This is a genomic window from Xenorhabdus szentirmaii DSM 16338, assembly GCF_002632585.1.
In the GTDB taxonomy this organism is placed as follows: Bacteria; Pseudomonadota; Gammaproteobacteria; order Enterobacterales; family Enterobacteriaceae; genus Xenorhabdus; species Xenorhabdus szentirmaii.
On sequence record NZ_NIBV01000001.1, the window covers coordinates 949,929 to 970,791 of the forward strand.

The window sequence follows — 20,863 nt, forward strand, 5'->3', positions numbered from 1 at the left end:
CTATTTTGAGTCGTATTCTTTTATTTTTAACCTCAACTGAGCCAGTTTTTCAGCTAATTGAAGAAAACTTTGTTCAATATTGGCAAGCCAGTGTTTTTCGATAAATAAACAGGGTTGGTGTTGGCGAAATAATTGGTGTTGCTGTTGAATTTCATCATGGATGAGTTGCAGTCTTTCATCCCATTCAGCATTGTTTTGTTCTGGGGGGATTGATTGTTGTTCTATCTGGCAGAGAACAGCGCCATTACGACTGGTATCCAGTATTTCCAGTTGATGTTTTTCATTAATATTTATTGTGATGGTTTGTGGAAAACCAATGCCATTCAATGTTGCTGGCAGTTCTTTTTGATTATTTTTTAATGCGTTTACCAATGATTTTTTATCTGTTTCAATGAAATTGATCGGGATGTTATGTAAGCGCAATGAGGGCCGCAAAAACAGTATCAGTTTTTCATCGGTGATATTTTCAGGCAGTGAATAAAGATTTTTACGACCAAAAAGAGAAGTGTTTGGAGTGAGTTTTATGGGGTGATAGTCATTTTCATTTTGGTTGGATTGCACCCAGTGTTGGTATAACTCATCTATCTTTTTTATCAGGGAATGCTGCTGATAAGCCTGTTCTGTCAATAAAGTGTGCAAGAACTGTGATAATTGTTTTAAGTCATTTAAATCGTGCCACAGGCAATATTGCAGTAACACAATATCTAAAGGGGATATTTCGTTCCGTCCGCTGAAAAATGCACTTGCCTGCAATAAACGGATGGATTTTTTCCAGCGGCGATCTGAAGTGTCAGGAATGTGTTTAGTTGCATTGAGTTGCTGACGCAGTTGATAAATGAGTTCGAAGATAGGATCAGGCAGCGATATTTGATTGATCTTCTTTTGCCATTGGTGAAATTCATCATCAGTGATCTGAATGGTTTTGGGGACGGGATTGTTATTTTCATTATTTCGATCGGTCAGCAATGCCCGAAAATTTTTCTTTTCTTGGATCGGGGTCAGCCAGAGTCGGATCAACATGCGATCGTAAAGCGCCTCCAGACTGCTATCAGTATCGGGAAGCTCATTAGATGCCGTAACCAACAAGCGCATGGGTAACTGCTCTTCTTGATTGCCATTTCTGAATTTCCTCTCATTGATAGCCGTGAGTAATGTATTCAAAATGGCTGGACCCGCTTTCCAAATCTCATCCAGAAAAACAATCTCAGCTTCGGGCAGATAGCCTTCTGTAAGGCGTTGATAACGACCTTCATCTTTGAGGGCCTGAATGGAAAGGGGGCCAAAAATCTCTTCTGGCGTGGAAAAGCGGGTCATCAGGTACTCAAAAGCATGGGCGCTTTTAAATGCGAATTTAATCCTGCGTGCGATGAGGCTTTTGGCTATTCCGGGTGGGCCGAGAAGAAAGACACTTTCTCCGCATAAAGCCGCCAGCAGGCAAAGATGAATCGCCTGTCGCCTTTCATAAAGGCCACTTTCCAGACTCTGGCTCAACAGGGATATTTTCTCAACTAATTGCATATCATTTATCCCTCAATTAGATAGTTTCCTCCCTTTATTTATAGGTAAAACCCAATTTATGCAAAGCCTTTTCTGATGCTTGTTAAGCATTAATTTTCTGATGCTTGTTGAACATTAAATATATGAGCAAGTTATCAAGTGCATTATTGATCTTGAAGTACAATAGCAAAGTGCAATTGCAGTAAAGTATGCCAGCCATAACATTCTGAAAGATAAAACTGAAAGGAACAAAGCGGTTATTTTCTGAGGTTATTATGAAGCCATTACTGGAGTTAAAGGGGATTGAGAAGGCTTTTCCCGGAGTTAAGGCGCTGTCAGGCGCAGCATTGCGTGTTTATCCTGGAAAAGTAATGGCATTGGTTGGTGAAAACGGTGCAGGTAAATCCATATTGATGAAAGCCTTGACTGGCATTTATGCAAAAGATGCCGGCACGATCTGTTACCTTGGGCAAGAAGTGGTTTTTTCTGGTCCCAAAGCATCTCAAGAAGCGGGTATCGGGATTATCCATCAGGAGCTGAATCTTATTCCTCAATTAAGCGTTGCTGAAAATATCTTTTTAGGGCGCGAATTTGCCAATAAATTGGGTATCATCAACTGGAAAAAAATGTATGAAGAGGCCGATAATTTACTGAAACGTTTAAATATTAGTTACAGTAGTCATCGGCTGGTATCTGAATTATCCATTGGTGCCCAGCAAATGGTTGAAATTGCCAAGGTGCTCAGTTTCCAATCCAAAGTGATTATTATGGATGAACCGACGGATGCTTTGACTGATACCGAAACCGAATCCCTTTTTCATGTCATGCGGGAGCTGAAAGCGCAAGGGTGTGGCATCGTGTATATAACCCATCGCCTGAAAGAAATTTTTGAAATCTGTGATGATGTGACCGTATTGCGTGATGGACAATTTATTGGTGAACAGCCGGTTCATTCCCTTCAAGAAGATCGCCTGATTGAAATGATGGTAGGGCGCAAATTAGAAGATCAATACCCTCGTCTGGATCTGCCTAAAGGAAAGAAACGATTAGACGTTGAAAATTTATCCGGAGAAGGGATCCACAATGTCAGTTTTTCCTTGTCTGCCGGAGAAATATTGGGTATTTCGGGACTGATGGGAGCGGGCCGTACTGAACTGATGAAGATGATTTATGGCGCATTGCCGAAAACATCAGGCAAAATCCTGCTTGATGGGCAATCTCTTCTGATCCGCAACCCACAGGAGGGATTAACCAGCGGCATAGTCTATATTTCGGAAGACCGAAAGCGTGACGGATTGCTTTTGGGAATGTCAGTCAAAGAAAATATGTCCCTGACTGCATTACGTTATTTCAGTCGAATTTCCTGCCTTTTAAATCACTCTTCCGAACAAAAAGCCGTTACTGATTTCATCAAATTATTCAATATCAAAACCCCTTCAATGGATCAAACGATAGGCTTGCTTTCTGGTGGCAATCAACAAAAAGTGGCGATTGCCCGCGGGTTAATGACCCGGCCAAAGGTATTGATCCTGGATGAACCAACCCGGGGCGTGGATGTGGGGGCGAAGAAAGAAATTTATCAATTGATCAATCAGTTCAAAAAGGAGGGGCTGAGCATAATTTTAGTTTCTTCTGAAATGTTGGAGGTCATGGGGATAAGTGATCGTATTTTAGTTATGCATGAAGGCAATATCAGCGGGGAATTCAGCAGGGATAACGTTTCTCAGGAAGCACTGATGGCCGCTGCTGTTGGTAAGAAAATGCGATGTCATTAAAAAGAGGATGGTCAAGGATAATAAATATGAACTCTAGCACAGAACCCGTTTCCCGACGTTGGATGACAAGAGCATGGTTGATGGAGCAAAAATCACTGATTGCACTTTTATTGCTGGTTGTCGTGGTTTCTTCCATGGGCCCTAATTTTTTCACATTGAATAATCTGTTTAATATCCTTCAACAAACTTCTGTCAATGCCATTATGGCGGTTGGCATGACGCTGGTGATCCTGACTTCAGGCATTGACCTGTCTGTGGGCTCTTTGCTGGCTCTGACGGGAGCGATAGCCGCATCAATGGTGGGGGCTGATATCAATGCGCTGGTGGCGGTAATGGGGGCATTAGTCCTCGGGGCGGCAATCGGGGCCTGTACTGGCGTTATTGTCGCGAAAGGTAAGGTTCAGGCATTCATCGCAACATTGGTCATGATGTTGTTATTGCGTGGTGTCACCCGGGTTTATACCGATGGCAGCCCGATTAGTACGGGATTCAGTGATAATGCTGATCTGTTTGGCTGGTTTGGTATTGGACGGCCATTAGGGGTGCCAACGCCGATTTGGATTATGTTGCTGGTTTTTGTCGCTGCTTGGTTTGTTCTCCATCACACTCGACTTGGTCGTTACATTTATGCGTTAGGCGGAAATGAATCTGCAACACGTTTATCAGGTATCAATGTTGATAAAATAAAAATAATTGTCTATTCCCTATGCGGTCTGTTGGCAGCACTGGCCAGCATTATCGAAGTGGCCAGATTATCCTCTGCCCAGCCTATGGCTGGAAATGGCTATGAATTGGATGCGATTGCGGCAGTCATACTGGGAGGAACCAGTCTGGCGGGAGGAAAAGGCCGGATTATTGGTACGCTGATTGGGGCGCTGATTTTAGGTTTCTTAAATAATGCATTGAATTTACTAGGTATTTCATCCAATTACCAGATGATCGTCAAGGCAGTTGTGATTCTACTGGCGGTCTTGGTTGATAACAAAAGCAGTAAATGACCTCACCCTACAGGAAAAACAACATGAAAATGAAGAAGCTGGCGGCCATGCTTTCTGCGATAGCGTTGAGTGCAACAATGAGTGTTGCTGCATCAGCAAAAGAAAGTATTGCATTGGTTATCTCAACACTGAATAACCCTTTCTTTGTCACCATGAAAAACAGCGCCCAAAAAGAGGCTGATAAGCTTGGATATGACTTGATTGTCCTTGATTCTCAGGATAATCCGGCAAAAGAACTGGCCAACGTACAGGATTTGACTGTGAGAGGGACTAAATTGATGTTGATTAACCCGACAGATTCAGATGCAGTCGGTAATGCTGTCATTATGGCAAACAAAGCGAATATTCCCGTAATTACGCTCGATCGTGCCACAAATAAAGGGAACGTTGTTAGCCATATTGCTTCTGATAATATTGCTGGCGGTAAAATGGCTGGTAATTTTATCACTGAAAAATTGGGTGATAAGGCTAAGGTTATTCAGCTGGAAGGCATTTCAGGAACGTCTGCTGCGCGTGAACGTGGTGAAGGGTTCGCTTGGTCAGCCCAAAAACACCAGTTCAATATTCTGGCGAGTCAGCCTGCTGATTTTGACCGTACAAAAGGGTTGAATGTCATGCAAAACTTGCTAACCGCTTATCCTGATGTACAGGCCGTTTTTGCGCAAAATGATGAAATGGCTCTTGGGGCGCTGCGTGCATTGCAAACCGCAGGTAAAAAAGAGGTATTGGTTGTTGGATTTGATGGCACAAACGATGGAATAAAAGCGGTACAGGGCGGTAAATTAAGCGCCACAATTGCTCAGCGTCCGGATCAGATTGGCATTATTGGTGTACAAACTGCGGATAAAGTGCTGAAAGGCGAAAAAGTTGACGCTACCATTCCGGTCGAGCTGGAATTAATTGTCAAAAAATAATTGGAATAATGACGTATACCCAATGGGTTTCAAGTTGCATTGCGGCGGCAAGAGAGTGAATCCCCGGAAGTATAGATAGCTATGTGGCCGGGGTGAATGAACACAGCCAACAAAGAGGCAGCTTGAAAGATGAAAGGGATAGTTATTTGTTTTGATAGCGGTGTTATATCTGAGCAGGAATAGCAGAACAGGAATTAATGTAATGAGCATGGCAAAACTTGTAGTGCTGGGTAGCATCAATGCAGATCACATCATGAATATAGAATCTTTTCCTCAACCTGGGGAAACAGTGAAAGGAAAACAGTATCAGGTTGCGTTTGGAGGAAAGGGGGCTAATCAGGCCGTTGCCGCTGGCCGTTGTGGTGCTGACATTACATTTATTGCTTGTGTTGGTCAGGATGAGATTGGTGAGCGGGTTTGTCAGCAGTTAGTGAAAGACAATATCAATATCTCATCAATTTCAGCCATAGAAGGGGAAACAACGGGTGTCGCCCTGATTTTTGTTAACCGACAGGGCGAAAATGTCATTGCTATCAATGCAGGAGCAAATGGGGCTTTGACCCCGGATTATTTTCGTTGTCATGAACAATCGGTTAAAGAAGCCAATGCTTTATTGTTGCAACTCGAAACACCACTGGAAACTGTGCTAATTGCTGCTGAAACGGCTAAGAAACACCACACGAAAGTCATTCTGAACCCCGCTCCGGCACAAAAAATCCCAGATCAGTTACTTTCGCTGGTGGATATCATCACGCCTAATGAAACAGAAGCGGAATGTTTAACGGGTATCGCCGTAAATGATGATGCTGGTGCGGCAGAAGCTGCACAGACTTTACATGATAAAGGCATTGAGACGGTTATTATCACATTGGGAAGCCGGGGAGTGTGGCTGAGTGAAAAGGGTAAGGGAGGTAAAATTGTTCCCGGATTTAAAGTCAGGACAGTCGACACAATTGCTGCCGGGGATACGTTTAATGGTGCCTTGGTAACGGGATTGCTGGAAGGAAAAGAGATACTGCCAGCCATCCGCTTTGCTCATGCGGCAGCTGCAATTGCAGTGACGCGTCAGGGAGCACAGCCTGCGATCCCTTGGCGAAATGAAGTTGATGCATTTTTGGCTGAACAGGATTAACCGTGGCTACCATGAAGGATGTTGCCCGCCTTGCGGGCGTATCGACATCAACCGTTTCTCATGTGATCAATAACAACCGTTATGTCAGTGAGAACGTTAAAAAGAGAGTCAATACAGCGATTGATGAGCTGAATTATGCGCCTTCGGCTTTGGCCAGAAGCCTGAAAATAAAACAGACCAAAACGATTGGGATGCTGGTGACAACCAGTGACAACTCATTTTATTCTGAAGTTGTCAGAGGTGTTGAACGCAGTTGCTACGAAAGAGGATACAGTTTAATTCTGTGCAATACAGAAGGGAACATTACCCGAATGGCCCGCAGTATGGAGACGCTATTGCAAAAGCGTGTCGATGGCTTACTGATTATGTGTTCCGAAACCCCCCGGCCATCCGGTGACGTTCTTCGCCGTTATCCTCTTATACCAATGGTCATTATGGATTGGGCACCTTTTGACTCCAATAACGACATTATCAAGGATAATTCCCTGAAAGGGGGAGAAATTGCCACCCGCTATTTAATCGATAAAGGTTTTCGGAAAATCGCCTGTATCACAGGTCCGCAGGATAAAACCTCAGCCCGCCAGCGTTTGGCCGGATACCGGAAAGCAATGCACAATGCTGGGGTGGATATTCCCGCAGGATATGAAATTTATAGTGATTTTGAATTTGCGGGTGGTTTGTCATCAATGAAGCAGCTGCTTCAATTACCTGTTCCCCCTGAAGCCGTATTTGCAGGGAATGATGCGATGGCGATTGGGGCTTATCAGGCACTTTACCAAATGGGGCTTTCTGTTCCGGCGGATATTTCTATCATTGGATATGACGATATTGCGATTGCACCTTATCTTCTTCCACCGTTAACGACGATTCATCAGCCAAAAGATGAATTGGGTAAGTTGGCCATTGATACCCTGCTTTATCGCATGGACAACCCAGAAAGTGAGCCTAAGGAGCTGGTTTTGACCCCAAAACTGGTTGAGCGCGGTTCTGTTGCCAATCGTTGATGGCATTCACTTCTTCAACTTGATTAAGTTATTGCCATCGTTTTTATTGAGTAACAGAAAGATACTAGAAGCAATCAGAGTAATGACACCCATCGTAATCAAGGTATAGTGGAAGTGGCTCATTGTTGAGCCATATTCCATTGACTCATAAAACCGAAGTATTGCAGCGCTGACGGTTACCCCGAAACTGATAGATAGCTGCTGGGTCACGGCCAATAAACTATTGCCGGCACTTGCATTGGTATCATTCAGATCAGCAAGCGTGAGTGTATTCATTGCGGTAAATTGTGTAGACATCGTCATTCCCAATATCAGTAGCGTGATTACCAAAAATATGATGGGAAGTTCCGGAGTCTGTAAAGACAGCATTGAAATCATTACACCAATAGTGACGGTGACCCAAATGAGCGTATTTCGATATCCAAATCGGGTCAGTATGTTGGTAACAAAAAATTTGGCAAAAATGGAACCAACGGCGTTCGGCGCCATCATTATTCCTGCAATGACCGCTGAATATCCAAACCCTAGCTGTAGCATCAACGGAATAATAAATGAGAGTGAACCGGTACTTAAGCGGGTTGCAATATTGCTGGCGATACCGATTGAAAAAGTGTGAGTTTGGAATAGTTGGAGATTAATCAGAGGATTTGGATGTTTTCTGGCATGGAAAATATAGCTTAACAGCACCATGATCCCGCAGAGCAATAAAGCAACAGGGATGTAGTCAGAAAGTGAAGGATTGGAAAATAAATCAAAACTGACTGAAATCATCACCAATCCAATGCCAAACAGTGTGAACCCCAAAAAATCAAAAGGACATTTGGGCATGGTTAAATCAGGCATACTCTTTTTGGCATAAATAATGCCTAATAAACCGATAGGGATATTAATGATGAAAATCCAGTGCCATGTTGCATAGGTAACCAATAACCCACCAAGCATCGGGCCTAAAATAGGACCTAGCAGCCCAGGCATTGTAACAAAACTTAAAATAGGCAGCAGTTCACTGCGCGGATATGTGCGAAGTAATGCGAGACGAGCAACAGGCATCATCATAGCACCACCTATCCCTTGGATTATCCTGGACATGACTAAAAAAGAGATATTATGAGAAAAGGCACATGCAAGTGATCCCAATACAAAGCAGAAAACGGCATAAATGAATACTTTTCGGGTACCAAACCTATCAGCCAGCCAACCACTGACAGGAATCAGCATCGCTACAGTTAAGGTATAGCTGACAATGGCCGGTTGCATTGCCAGTGGTGAATGGTTCAGGCTTTTAGCGATTTCCGGTAGGGCAGTGTTTAGAATGGTGGCATCTAAAGACTGCATAAAAAAAGCCATAGCTGCAATCCAAGGCAATCCTGACATACTGCGGGCGGATTTAATCATTAGGTATCCCGTTTATTTTAATGGTCGATAAATGACATCGTGATACGCCAAGTCATTCACTCGTCATTAATAATCGTTGACTCTCCTCCAAAGCCAGTTGGCTTTTTCCATCAATAATTGCACCGACTATCGTTTTGTGGGCGGCTAATCGTTCGTTTTTACTTAAAATAATTTCTTCAACATAATATTGATATATAGATTGGAACAAATTCACAAAAGAGCCAAGAAAAGGATTACCACAAGACTGATAGATGGTGTAGTGCAGTTGCTTGTCTGCTTCAATCCACTTTTCACGGTTAAACCGTTTGGCTAATGCATACATCCTCTTTATAAGTGAAGACATTGTTTGTTTTTGACGGGGGGAGGCGTTCATTGCCGCATAGAAGCAAACTTGTGGTTCTATAATAAGGCGCAACCTTTGGAAATGGGCCATGACCTCATTAATATTATTGGGCGTAATCCACCACTTTAACAAATCTTGATCAAGAAAGTTCCAATGGTTGGCCGGCATAATGTGGGTACCGGCTTTTGGGCGGGACAACAACATTCCTTTAGCGATTAAAATCTTTATTGCTTCTCTTACCGCAGTTCGGCTGACGTTAAAAAGCTTGGTTAACTCCATCTCACCAGGAAGAATACTTCCGGCGATATACTCGCCTGAGAGAATTCTCTGTCCTATTTGTTCAGCCAAAAGATAGGACAGGTTCTTTTTTTCTCTATTTTTTTGTTCCTTTAACTGCATGGATGCCATTCCTCCTCTTTGTTTACTCATCGTATCCTACTGCATTGATTTAATAATTGTTGTCTATATCATCAGTTTTTGATCAAAAAAAGAGCTTAAATGCGAGTTTTGTTGAAAAAAGAAACGAACGAAAATAAAATTCAAAAAAACTATTGCCAGTCTCAGAAAACGCCCTATAATGCGCCACCACTGACCGACGCTGAGCTGAGACATGCCGCTGAGGGAAGTGAGAGAAAAGCGAAAATAAACGCTTGACTCTGGAGGCGAAAGGCGTAAGATACGCAGCCTCGCAACCCGGAAGAGACTTCCCGGTTGCGCCGCTCTTTAACAACTGAATCAGACAATCTGTGTGGGCACTCGCAGGACACTATCAAACGCCGAAAGGCGAAAAAGATTAAAGTCTTGAAGAGTGAACAACAGTTAATTCATTACGAACTAACAGTATAATTCTTTGAGCATCAAACACTTTTAATTGAAGAGTTTGATCATGGCTCAGATTGAACGCTGGCGGCAGGCCTAACACATGCAAGTCGAGCGGCAGCGGGAAGAAGCGTGCTTCTTTGCCGGCGAGCGGCGGACGGGTGAGTAATGTCTGGGGATCTGCCCGATGGAGGGGGATAACCACTGGAAACGGTGGCTAATACCGCATGACCTCTTGGGAGCAAAGTGGGGGACCTTCGGGCCTCACGCCATCGGATGAACCCAGATGGGATTAGCTAGTAGGCGGGGTAACGGCCCACCTAGGCGACGATCCCTAGCTGGTCTGAGAGGATGACCAGCCACACTGGGACTGAGACACGGCCCAGACTCCTACGGGAGGCAGCAGTGGGGAATATTGCACAATGGGCGCAAGCCTGATGCAGCCATGCCGCGTGTATGAAGAAGGCCTTCGGGTTGTAAAGTACTTTCAGCGGGGAGGAAGGCGTAGGTCTGAATACGGCTTACGATTGACGTTACCCGCAGAAGAAGCACCGGCTAACTCCGTGCCAGCAGCCGCGGTAATACGGAGGGTGCAAGCGTTAATCGGAATTACTGGGCGTAAAGCGCACGCAGGCGGTCAATTAAGTTAGATGTGAAATCCCCGGGCTTAACCCGGGAACGGCATCTAAGACTGGTTGGCTAGAGTCTCGTAGAGGGGGGTAGAATTCCACGTGTAGCGGTGAAATGCGTAGAGATGTGGAGGAATACCGGTGGCGAAGGCGGCCCCCTGGACGAAGACTGACGCTCAGGTGCGAAAGCGTGGGGAGCAAACAGGATTAGATACCCTGGTAGTCCACGCTGTAAACGATGTCGATTTGGAGGTTGTGCCCCTGAGGCGTGGCTTCCGGAGCTAACGCGTTAAATCGACCGCCTGGGGAGTACGGTCGCAAGATTAAAACTCAAATGAATTGACGGGGGCCCGCACAAGCGGTGGAGCATGTGGTTTAATTCGATGCAACGCGAAGAACCTTACCTACTCTTGACATCCACGGAATTTGGCAGAGATGCTGAAGTGCCTTCGGGAACCGTGAGACAGGTGCTGCATGGCTGTCGTCAGCTCGTGTTGTGAAATGTTGGGTTAAGTCCCGCAACGAGCGCAACCCTTATCCTTTGTTGCCAGCACGTGATGGTGGGAACTCAAGGGAGACTGCCGGTGATAAACCGGAGGAAGGTGGGGATGACGTCAAGTCATCATGGCCCTTACGAGTAGGGCTACACACGTGCTACAATGGCAGATACAAAGAGAAGCGACCTCGCGAGAGCAAGCGGAACTCATAAAGTCTGTCGTAGTCCGGATTGGAGTCTGCAACTCGACTCCATGAAGTCGGAATCGCTAGTAATCGTAGATCAGAATGCTACGGTGAATACGTTCCCGGGCCTTGTACACACCGCCCGTCACACCATGGGAGTGGGTTGCAAAAGAAGTAGGTAGCTTAACCTTCGGGAGGGCGCTTACCACTTTGTGATTCATGACTGGGGTGAAGTCGTAACAAGGTAACCGTAGGGGAACCTGCGGTTGGATCACCTCCTTACCTAAAGATAGTGGATTTTGTGCAGTGCCCACACAGATTGTCTGATGAAAGAAGAATGAGCAGCGTCTGCGAAGAAGACTTGATGTCCCCTTCGTCTAGAGGCCTAGGACACCGCCCTTTCACGGCGGTAACAGGGGTTCGAATCCCCTAGGGGACGCCACTTTGCTCAGGCCCTGGGTGAAAGACGGTGCCAGTCGATATTGCTAAGCGTGGCTTGCGAGCCGGTTTAGCAATATTTTGCTCTTTAACAATCTGGAACAAGCTGAAAATTTGAAACAATCAGCTTATCGTCAGCGACGGTAAGACTGATGAGTCTCTCAATAGACTCCAACCTGAAGACACCTTCGGGTTGTGAGGTTAAGCGACTAAGCGTACACGGTGGATGCCTAGGCAGTCAGAGGCGATGAAGGACGTGCTAATCTGCGAAAAGCGCCGGTAAGGTGATATGAACCGCTATAGCCGGCGATGTCCGAATGGGGAAACCCAGTGCAATCCGTTGCACTATCGTTTGATGAATTCATAGTCAAGCGAGGCGAACCGGGGGAACTGAAACATCTCAGTACCCCGAGGAAAAGAAATCAACCGAGATTCCCCCAGTAGCGGCGAGCGAACGGGGAGGAGCCCAGAACCAGCAACGGCTTGTGTGTCAGTGGAAACGCCTGGAAAGGCGTGCAGTAAAGGGTGATAGCCCCGTACACGAAGATGCACAGGCCGGGAGTTCGATGAGTAGGGCGGGACACGTGGTATCCTGTCTGAACATGGGGGGACCATCCTCCAAGGCTAAATACTCCTGACTGACCGATAGTGAACCAGTACCGTGAGGGAAAGGCGAAAAGAACCCCGGCGAGGGGAGTGAAAGAGAACCTGAAACCGTGTACGTACAAGCAGTGGGAGCACCCCTTGTGGGTGTGACTGCGTACCTTTTGTATAATGGGTCAGCGACTTATATTCTGTAGCAAGGTTAACCGCATAGGGGAGCCGCAGGGAAACCGAGTCTTAACTGGGCGTTAAGTTGCAGGGTATAGACCCGAAACCCGGTGATCTAGCCATGGGCAGGTTGAAGGTTGGGTAACACTAACTGGAGGACCGAACCGACTAATGTTGAAAAATTAGCGGATGACTTGTGGCTGGGGGTGAAAGGCCAATCAAACCGGGAGATAGCTGGTTCTCCCCGAAAGCTATTTAGGTAGCGCCTCGTGAATTCATCTTCGGGGGTAGAGCACTGTTTCGGCTAGGGGGTCATCCCGACTTACCAACCCGATGCAAACTGCGAATACCGAAGAATGTTATCACGGGAGACACACGGCGGGTGCTAACGTCCGTCGTGAAGAGGGAAACAACCCAGACCGCCAGCTAAGGTCCCCAAGTCATGGTTAAGTGGGAAACGAAGTGGGAAGGCTCAGACAGCCAGGATGTTGGCTTAGAAGCAGCCATCATTTAAAGAAAGCGTAATAGCTCACTGGTCGAGTCGGCCTGCGCGGAAGATGTAACGGGGCTAAACCATGCACCGAAGCTGCGGCAGCGACACGTTTGTGTTGTTGGGTAGGGGAGCGTTCTGTAAGCCGTTGAAGGTGGCCTGTGAGGGCCGCTGGAGGTATCAGAAGTGCGAATGCTGACATAAGTAACGATAAAGCGGGTGAAAAACCCGCTCGCCGGAAGACCAAGGGTTCCTGTCCAACGTTAATCGGGGCAGGGTGAGTCGACCCCTAAGGCGAGGCCGAAAGGCGTAGTCGATGGGAAACAGGTTAATATTCCTGTACTCGGTGTTACTGCGAAGGGGGGACGGAGAAGGCTAGGCCAGCCGGGCGACGGTTTGTCCCGGTTTAAGCGTGTAGGTGGGGCGTCTTGGTAAATCCGGACGGCCAATAACACTGAGGCGTGATGACGAGGCACTACGGTGCTGAAGTGGTTGATGCCCTGCTTCCAGGAAAAGCCTCTAAGCTCCAGGTAACATTGAATCGTACCCCAAACCGACACAGGTGGTCAGGTAGAGAATACTCAGGCGCTTGAGAGAACTCGGGTGAAGGAACTAGGCAAAATGGTGCCGTAACTTCGGGAGAAGGCACGCTGGCGTCAGGTGAAGGGACTTGCTCCCGGAGCCGAGGCCAGTCGCAGATACCAGCTGGCTGCAACTGTTTAATAAAAACACAGCACTGTGCAAACACGAAAGTGGACGTATACGGTGTGACGCCTGCCCGGTGCTGGAAGGTTAATTGATGGGGTTAGCGGCAACGCGACGCTCTTGATCGAAGCCCCAGTAAACGGCGGCCGTAACTATAACGGTCCTAAGGTAGCGAAATTCCTTGTCGGGTAAGTTCCGACCTGCACGAATGGCGTAATGATGGCCAGGCTGTCTCCACCCGAGACTCAGTGAAATTGAACTCGCTGTGAAGATGCAGTGTACCCGCGGCAAGACGGAAAGACCCCGTGAACCTTTACTATAGCTTGACACTGAACCTTGAGCCTTGATGTGTAGGATAGGTGGGAGGCCCGGAAGTGCGGACGCCAGTCTGCATGGAGCCATCCTTGAAATACCACCCTTGAATGTTTGATGTTCTAACGTCGGCCCGTTATCCGGGTCGCGGACAGTGTCTGGTGGGTAGTTTGACTGGGGCGGTCTCCTCCCAAAGCGTAACGGAGGAGCACGAAGGTTAGCTAATCACGGTCGGACATCGTGAGGTTAGTGCAAAGGCATAAGCTAGCTTGACTGCGAGAGTGACGGCTCGAGCAGGTACGAAAGTAGGTCTTAGTGATCCGGTGGTTCTGAATGGAAGGGCCATCGCTCAACGGATAAAAGGTACTCCGGGGATAACAGGCTGATACCGCCCAAGAGTTCATATCGACGGCGGTGTTTGGCACCTCGATGTCGGCTCATCACATCCTGGGGCTGAAGTAGGTCCCAAGGGTACGGCTGTTCGCCGTTTAAAGTGGTACGCGAGCTGGGTTTAGAACGTCGTGAGACAGTTCGGTCCCTATCTGCCGTGGGCGTTGGAAGATTGAAAGGGGCTGCTCCTAGTACGAGAGGACCGGAGTGGACGCACCACTGGTGTTCGGGTTGTCATGCCAATGGCATTGCCCGGTAGCTACGTGCGGAAGAGATAACCGCTGAAAGCATCTAAGCGGGAAACTTGCCTTGAGATGAGTCTTCCCTGACTCCTTGAGAGTCCTAAAGGAACGTTCGAGACGAGGACGTGGATAGGCTGGGTGTGTAAGCGTTGCGAGACGTTGAGCTAACCAGTACTAATGAACCGTGCGGCTTAACCTGACAACACCGAAGGTGTTTTGCGGAGTATAAAGAAGAGACGGGTTTCAGATGAGAGAAAACAGCTTGTTCGGGATTGAAAACAGGATTTGTCTGGCGGCAATAGCGCGGTGGTCCCACCTGACCCCATGCCGAACTCAGCAGTGAAACGCCGTAGCGCCGATGGTAGTGTGGGGTCTCCCCATGTGAGAGTAGGACACTGCCAGACATCAATTAGCCAGAAAAGCCATCCTTCACCGGATGGCTTTTTTGCGTTTAGTGGACTGAAAAGATTTATAGATTAAAGCCATTACTTCATAGATTGATACAAACTGTAGCCCGTGATCGCGCCGGCTATATCATAAGCAATATCATGCCAGCTCCAGCCGGTTCCTGACGGACGGCTATCATAAAGCTCTTTTGCTTCCCCTATATGTAAAACATCAATATTCAAAAAATTAATGCGCTTTTCCTTGTTCAATTCCAATTCCTGTCTGTGAGCGAATAAACTGATTCCTGAACATCTTTCTTTCCTGCTGTCCCTGTGTTGATGCATCTGTTATTGAAAATAACCACGCCCCAATAAATGCCACAGACATAGAAAAAAGAGCAGGATATTCATAAGGATAAATGGGTTTCTCATGACCAAGAATACTGACCCAGATTGTAGGGCCAAGGATCATGAGCACAACCGCAGTCAGTAAGCCTAACCCTCCGCCAATCATAGCCCCTCGTGTAGTTAATTTGCTCCAATACATCGACAGTAAAATAATTGGGAAATTGCAGCTGGCAGCAATAGAAAAAGCCAGGCCAACCATAAAGGCAATATTTTGTTTTTCAAATAAAATGCCCAAACCGATAGCCACAATACCCAGAATAACAACAGTAATTTTGGACACTTTTAACTCATCTTGCTCACTCGCTTGTCCCTTTTTGATCACGTTGGCATAGATATCGTGAGATACCGCCGAAGCGCCTGCCAGTGTTAATCCGGCGACAACAGCTAAAATAGTGGCAAAAGCAACCGCAGAGATAAATCCAAGGAAAAAATCACCGCCAACGGCACTAGCGAGGTGGACGGCAGACATATTAGTTCCACCGATCAGTGCGCCGGTTGCATCTTTGAATGCGGGATTAGCGCTGACTAATAAAATTGCACCGAATCCAATAATAAACGTCAGGATATAAAAATAACCGATGAACCCCGTGGCATAGAAAACGCTTTTACGTGCTTCTTTAGCGTCATTGACGGTAAAAAACCGCATGATGATATGTGGCAAGCCGGCAGTACCAAACATCAGTGCTAGTCCTAAAGAAAGTGCTGATATTGGATCTGAAACTAATCCTCCTGGACTCATGATGCCTGGTCCGAGAGTATGTGCTGCAATGGCCTCTTTAAACAGGGTATTAAAATTGAAATTGACGGCTTTCATAACCATTACAGCCATGAATGTTGCCCCTGCTAGTAGTAGAATAGCTTTAATGATCTGAACCCACGTAGTTGCCAGCATCCCGCCAAACAACACATAAAGCACCATTAAAATTCCAACCAAAACTACAGCAATGTGATAATTCAAACCAAATAATAATTCGATGAGTTTTCCGGCACCAACCATTTGAGCTATTAGGTATAACGCGACAACAACCAGTGAGCCCATGGCAGATAAGGTACGGATTGGTTGCTGTTTCAAGCGGTAAGAAGCAACATCGGCAAATGTATAACGCCCGAGATTTCTTAATCGTTCGGCAATAAGGAAGAGAATGATTGGCCAACCGACAAGGAAACCTATTGAATAGATTAATCCGTCATAACCGGAGGTATAAACTAATGCGGAAATACCGAGAAAAGAAGCGGCTGACATATAGTCACCAGCAATTGCCATGCCATTCTGGAATCCGGTAATACGGCCACCTGCGGTATAATAATCTGATCGTGAAATAGTTCGCTTAGAAGCCCAATAAGTAATATAAAGCGTGAACCCGACAAATAACAGAAACATCACAATCGCCTGAATATTCAAGGGCTGCTTTTCTACATTACCTGAAATAGTTTCTGCTTGAGCCAGCATAGGAAAGAGGAGGGAAAATAGAGGTATTGTAGACAATACGATTTTTTTCATTTTCTTACCTCATTAAGGATGGTTGATACCAGACGATCAAATTCGCCATTCGCCCGAATCACATAAATACCCGTCAATATAAAAGAAACAAAGATAATCCCTACTCCTACGGGAATACCTCTGGTTATGTTGCTGCCTTCATTGATGGGGGTTCCGAGCCATTGAGGAGCAAAAGCAATAAGAAAAATAAATCCAACATACAGTACTAACATAATGATAGATAACAGCCATGCAAAATGCCCTCGTTTCTTGACCAATTCTTTAAAGTGGGGATTATTTTCAATTTCTTGATAAATGTCGGTATTCATCAGGGTATCTCCTTGTTGATTTTAAACGACACACCTTAGATCACTTTATTAAATGCTGGATACGGAATAGCCGTCTCCGAGAGAATCCATGACTATTGACCGCGTCCCTACAAAGCGTTTTTATTTTTGGTGGTGCGTTCTTTAAGCCGCCTTGCGGCGGCTTATCTGTATTGCGAAATGGTTTACGATATTTTTATGAATTGTTTTTCTTCTAACAGCTTTTCAACAACACCGGGATCGGCCAGAGTTGAGGTATCGCCTAAATTACTGGTATCGCCCGAAGCAATCTTGCGTAAAATCCGCCGCATAATCTTTCCTGAACGCGTTTTGGGCAGAGAATCAGTCCAGTGAAGGATATCCGGTGTCGCTATCGGGCCGATTTCTTTCCGTACCCAATTTCTGACTTCACCATAAAGATCGGGAGAAGGTTCTTCGCCATGAATTAGCGTGACATAAGCGTAAATAGCCTGTCCTTTGATATGGTGGGGAATGCCCACAACTGCGGCTTCTGCAATTTTAGGGTGAGAAACCAGCGCTGATTCTATTTCAGCTGTCCCTAAGCGATGACCTGAAATATTCAGGACATCATCGACACGGCCAGTGATCCAGTAATAGCCATCTTCATCACGGCGGGCACCATCACCACTGAAATACATTCCCTTAAAGGTGGAAAAATAAGTTTGTTCAAAACGGTCATGATCGCCATACAACGTTCGGGCTTGTGCCGGCCAAGAGTCTGTCATGACAAGATTGCCTTCGTTTTCACCTTCTAAGATCTCTCCTGAGTTATCGACCAGTGCAGGGCTTACACCAAAAAATGGCAAAGTCGCTGAGCCTGCTTTGAGATCGGTTGCACCAGGCAATGGTGTGATCATGAAACCGCCTGTTTCGGTTTGCCACCAGGTATCCACAATCGGGCATTGGCTGTTACCTATCTTTTTGTAATACCACTCCCATGCTTCTGGGTTAATTGGTTCACCAACAGAACCCATGATTCGCAAGGAAGTACGTTTCGTTCCCTCAATGGCCTTATCACCTTCAGCCATTAATGCCCTGATAGCGGTAGGGGCGGTGTAAATAATATTAACATTATGTTTATCAATAACTTGACATAGCCTATTAACATCAGGATAGTTGGGAACACCTTCAAACATCAGGGTTGTGGCCCCACAGGATAACGGGCCATACAGAAGATAACTATGTCCTGTTACCCAACCGATATCGGCCGTACACCAGTAAATTTCTCCGGGACGATAATCAAATACATATTTGAAAGTCAAAGATGCGTAGACTAAATAACCGCCGGTCGTATGCAGAACGCCTTTGGGTTTACCGGTTGAGCCGGAAGTATATAAGATGAATAATGGGTCTTCGGCATTCATTTCTTCTGCCGTGCAGTCTGCGCTGACATCTCCAATGAGTTCATGCCACCATGAGTCACGTTTTTCATGCCATTCTTTAATATTTCCGGTGCGCTTGAAAACAACGACGTTAGTCACACTTGTGACGTCTGAATGTCTCAGTGCTTCATCGACATTTTTTTTCAATGGAATGGTGCGACCGGCTCGCAGGCCTTCATCAGCGGTGACGATAATTTTGGCGTTGGAATCAATGACCCGGCCTGCAATGGCATCAGGGGAGAAGCCCCCAAAAATCACAGAGTGAATTGCGCCGATACGGGCACAAGCCAGCATCGCGACAGCAGCTTCTGGCACCATTGGCATATAGATAGCAACGACATCGCCTTTTCTGGTACCTAATTTCTTTAATACATTGGCGAACAGGCAGACATCACGATGTAGCTCGCGGTACGTGACGTGCCGCGATTCAGCGGGGTTATCTCCTTCCCATATGATAGCGGTTTGATCAGCGCGCTCCAGTAAATGGCGGTCAAGGCAATTAGCGCTTAAATTCAGCGTGCCGTCTTCAAACCAGCGAATATTGATATGCCCGGGGTCGAAGGAAGTGTTCTTAACTTTAGTATAGGGCTTTATCCAATCTACTATTTTACCTTTGTCACCCCAGAACCCTTCCGGATCTCGTAGTGACCATTGGTAGTCGTGTTGATATTGTTGCTTGCTTATCAGGGCTGTATCTGCGATATCCGCAGGAATAAGATGCTTGATTACTTGATTCATATTTTTATCTCCTTGCAATTGTTAATACTATGTCAAAACAAAGTTAACTAAAGTGTAAGGAGAAATTTTGTTTCTTTTTTGCGCGGAAGATCACGCAATAACGAGAAAGAATGCTATGGAATGATCATTTAATGCTAGGCACTTAAATGAAATTAAATTTCGTTTTTTTTCTTGAAACTGAATTATTATTTTAATAAATATTATTTATATGGATTTTTTATTTAATGAAAGCATGAAACATGGATACATGCATGAAACCATAGCAATAATATGGAATTGATAATCATTTTCATTATCGTTCAGTTAACTATAATAAACGTGTTGCTCACAAGGTGTGAACTTATACATTTTACATAACTGGAGATATGACATGAGCTATTCACTGCCTTCTCTTCCTTACTCTTATGATGCGCTGGAACCTCACTTCGATAAACAAACGATGGAAATTCATCATACTAAGCACCATCAAACTTATGTGACTAACTTAAATACGGCGTTAGAGGCTTTCCCTGAATTATGTGGGTTGGGTATTGATGATTTAATTCAGCAGCTTGATAAATTTCCTGCCGATAAGCGTACTTTTGTCCGCAATAATGCGGGAGGGCATTCAAACCACAGTCTGTTTTGGGAAGGATTAAAACTGGGAACTGAATTGTCGGGCGCTTTGAAAGCCGCTATTGAGCGTGATTTTGGAAGTGTAGACAGTTTCAAAGAGAAATTTGAACAAGCGGCAGCCACTCGTTTTGGCTCCGGCTGGGCATGGTTGGTGTTGAAGGAAGATGGCAAACTTGCTGTTGTGTCGACAGCTAATCAGGATAACCCATTGATGGGTGAAGAGATCGCTGGCACTTCAGGTTATCCCATTGTTGGTTTGGATGTGTGGGAGCATGCCTATTATCTGAAGTATCAGAATCGTCGCCCTGACTACATCAAAGCGTTTTGGCATGTTGTAAACTGGGATAAGGCGGTAGAGCGCTACGAAGAAAAAATGAAATAAGTACTCGAAAATTTTTTTTGGCCAATGCTGGTTCACAATAGTGGCCAGCATTTTTATATCTATGATTTCCTCTGCAATGGGTTATTTTTTGTTTTGTCATTCAAGGCGTAACAGTGAAAAAGAATATTGTAGTCATGGTTCTATCCCTTATTTTTTTCTCTGATGGTGGGCTGTACGCAGCCAAAGAGTAGTGCTGAACGCCATGCCAGACAATTCATTTATGCGACTCAGGGTGATCATGTTCCTTATTTCAGGACCAGCGTCTCCCGTAGTGCCCGGCTTTTGTTCCTTTTTTGAATAGTTCTGGCCCTTTTTTTGAACAGTTCTGGCTGCTGGGAAATAAAACCAGAGAAGCTGGGAGCACGAGGGAGGAGGCACAGGAATTTGCGGATCATTTATTCACGAGCCGTGAAGTTTTAAATTTAATTCCGAGAGTCGTCCATTTTTCGGGTAAGTATTATGTAGAGGCTGGGCCGGCTTCATCAAGATGGTACAAGGTGATGTCTAACGCCATTTCTGCCACTTATATGGATGGTTATGACGGCGTGAATTAGTGTTTCTGCTCAAGTTTACCCATGCCTGCTGTTGCT

General features: G+C 45.7%; 14 protein-coding genes, 1 tRNA gene, 3 rRNA genes and 1 pseudogene. 12 read left to right on the forward strand and 7 right to left on the reverse strand.

From position 1 onward, the window contains the following. Complete coding sequence (ravA, locus tag Xsze_RS04485) at positions 1-1,518, reverse strand: ATPase RavA (RefSeq protein WP_038240658.1); 1,518 nt, start codon at positions 1,516-1,518, stop codon at positions 1-3. Positions 1,519-1,772: 254 nt separating this feature from the next. On the opposite strand from ravA, the gene rbsA reads away from it, so the two are divergent. The 5 genes from rbsA to rbsR all read left to right on the forward strand — a co-directional run bounded on the left by rbsA (position 1,773) and on the right by rbsR (position 7,320). Then, a complete protein-coding gene (rbsA, locus tag Xsze_RS04490; protein ID WP_038240657.1) occupies positions 1,773-3,272 on the forward strand; it encodes a ribose ABC transporter ATP-binding protein RbsA in 1,500 nt (499 codons plus the stop codon). A 26-nt stretch (positions 3,273-3,298) separates the two neighbouring features. Then, a complete protein-coding gene (rbsC, locus tag Xsze_RS04495) occupies positions 3,299-4,270 on the forward strand; it encodes a ribose ABC transporter permease (RefSeq protein ID WP_038240656.1) in 972 nt (323 codons plus the stop codon). A gap of 23 nt (positions 4,271-4,293) precedes the next feature. Then, the gene (gene rbsB, locus Xsze_RS04500) at positions 4,294-5,184 is read left to right on the forward strand and encodes a ribose ABC transporter substrate-binding protein RbsB (protein WP_038240655.1); all 891 of its coding nucleotides are present in this window, start codon (positions 4,294-4,296) and stop codon (positions 5,182-5,184) included. A 202-nt stretch (positions 5,185-5,386) separates the two neighbouring features. Beyond that, the gene (gene rbsK / locus Xsze_RS04505) at positions 5,387-6,316 is read left to right on the forward strand and encodes a ribokinase (protein ID WP_038240654.1); all 930 of its coding nucleotides are present in this window, start codon (positions 5,387-5,389) and stop codon (positions 6,314-6,316) included. A 2-nt stretch (positions 6,317-6,318) separates the two neighbouring features. Then, entirely contained in the window at positions 6,319-7,320 is a 1,002-nt protein-coding gene (gene rbsR, locus Xsze_RS04510) for a ribose operon transcriptional repressor RbsR (RefSeq protein ID WP_038240653.1), read from the forward strand. A gap of 6 nt (positions 7,321-7,326) precedes the next feature. On the opposite strand, the gene mdtD is transcribed toward rbsR, so the two are convergent. Both mdtD and Xsze_RS04520 read right to left on the reverse strand, forming a co-directional pair. Further along, positions 7,327-8,715, reverse strand: coding sequence for a multidrug transporter subunit MdtD (gene mdtD / locus Xsze_RS04515; RefSeq protein ID WP_038240652.1), 1,389 nt, complete (start codon positions 8,713-8,715; stop codon positions 7,327-7,329). A 52-nt stretch (positions 8,716-8,767) separates the two neighbouring features. After that, complete coding sequence (locus tag Xsze_RS04520; RefSeq protein WP_038240651.1) at positions 8,768-9,457, reverse strand: FadR/GntR family transcriptional regulator; 690 nt, start codon at positions 9,455-9,457, stop codon at positions 8,768-8,770. Positions 9,458-9,926: 469 nt separating this feature from the next. Between Xsze_RS04520 and Xsze_RS04525 the strand changes: the two genes are divergently transcribed. From Xsze_RS04525 to rrf, 4 genes are all read left to right on the forward strand, one after another. After that, a 16S ribosomal RNA gene (locus Xsze_RS04525) occupies positions 9,927-11,469 on the forward strand. A gap of 84 nt (positions 11,470-11,553) precedes the next feature. Beyond that, a tRNA-Glu gene (locus Xsze_RS04530) sits at positions 11,554-11,629 on the forward strand. Between the two features lie 195 nt (positions 11,630-11,824). Next, positions 11,825-14,734, forward strand: a 23S ribosomal RNA gene (locus tag Xsze_RS04535). An 89-nt stretch (positions 14,735-14,823) separates the two neighbouring features. Next, positions 14,824-14,939, forward strand: a 5S ribosomal RNA gene (gene rrf / locus Xsze_RS04540). Together the 16S, 23S and 5S rRNA genes with 1 tRNA gene alongside form the textbook arrangement of a ribosomal RNA operon. Before the next feature lie 81 nt (positions 14,940-15,020). Here rrf and Xsze_RS22070 read toward each other — a convergent pair. The 4 genes and pseudogenes from Xsze_RS22070 to acs form a co-directional block, all read right to left on the reverse strand. Further along, positions 15,021-15,143 (reverse strand): annotated as a pseudogene (locus Xsze_RS22070) (YfiM family lipoprotein); the annotation flags it as partial. 25 nt (positions 15,144-15,168) lie between these two features. Next, a complete protein-coding gene (actP, locus tag Xsze_RS04545; RefSeq protein ID WP_038237438.1) occupies positions 15,169-16,830 on the reverse strand; it encodes a cation/acetate symporter ActP in 1,662 nt (553 codons plus the stop codon). Then, positions 16,827-17,138: a DUF485 domain-containing protein gene (locus Xsze_RS04550; protein WP_038237441.1), complete on the reverse strand. Its 312-nt coding sequence runs from the start codon at positions 17,136-17,138 to the stop codon at positions 16,827-16,829. Before Xsze_RS04550 ends, actP begins: the two co-directional genes overlap by 4 nt. 182 nt (positions 17,139-17,320) lie before the next feature. Continuing rightward, positions 17,321-19,276, reverse strand: coding sequence for an acetate--CoA ligase (acs, locus tag Xsze_RS04555; protein ID WP_038237443.1), 1,956 nt, complete (start codon positions 19,274-19,276; stop codon positions 17,321-17,323). A 370-nt stretch (positions 19,277-19,646) separates the two neighbouring features. On the opposite strand from acs, the gene sodA reads away from it, so the two are divergent. From sodA to Xsze_RS23300, 3 genes are all read left to right on the forward strand, one after another. Then, a complete protein-coding gene (gene sodA / locus Xsze_RS04560) occupies positions 19,647-20,273 on the forward strand; it encodes a superoxide dismutase [Mn] (RefSeq protein ID WP_038237446.1) in 627 nt (208 codons plus the stop codon). Positions 20,274-20,435: 162 nt separating this feature from the next. Further along, positions 20,436-20,570, forward strand: coding sequence for an Exc2 family lipoprotein (locus Xsze_RS23295; protein WP_141557229.1), 135 nt, complete (start codon positions 20,436-20,438; stop codon positions 20,568-20,570). Beyond that, entirely contained in the window at positions 20,567-20,827 is a 261-nt protein-coding gene (locus Xsze_RS23300) for an Exc2 family lipoprotein (protein ID WP_051462369.1), read from the forward strand. The genes Xsze_RS23295 and Xsze_RS23300 overlap by 4 nt, the downstream gene beginning before the upstream one ends. Positions 20,828-20,863: the final 36 nt, after the last annotated feature.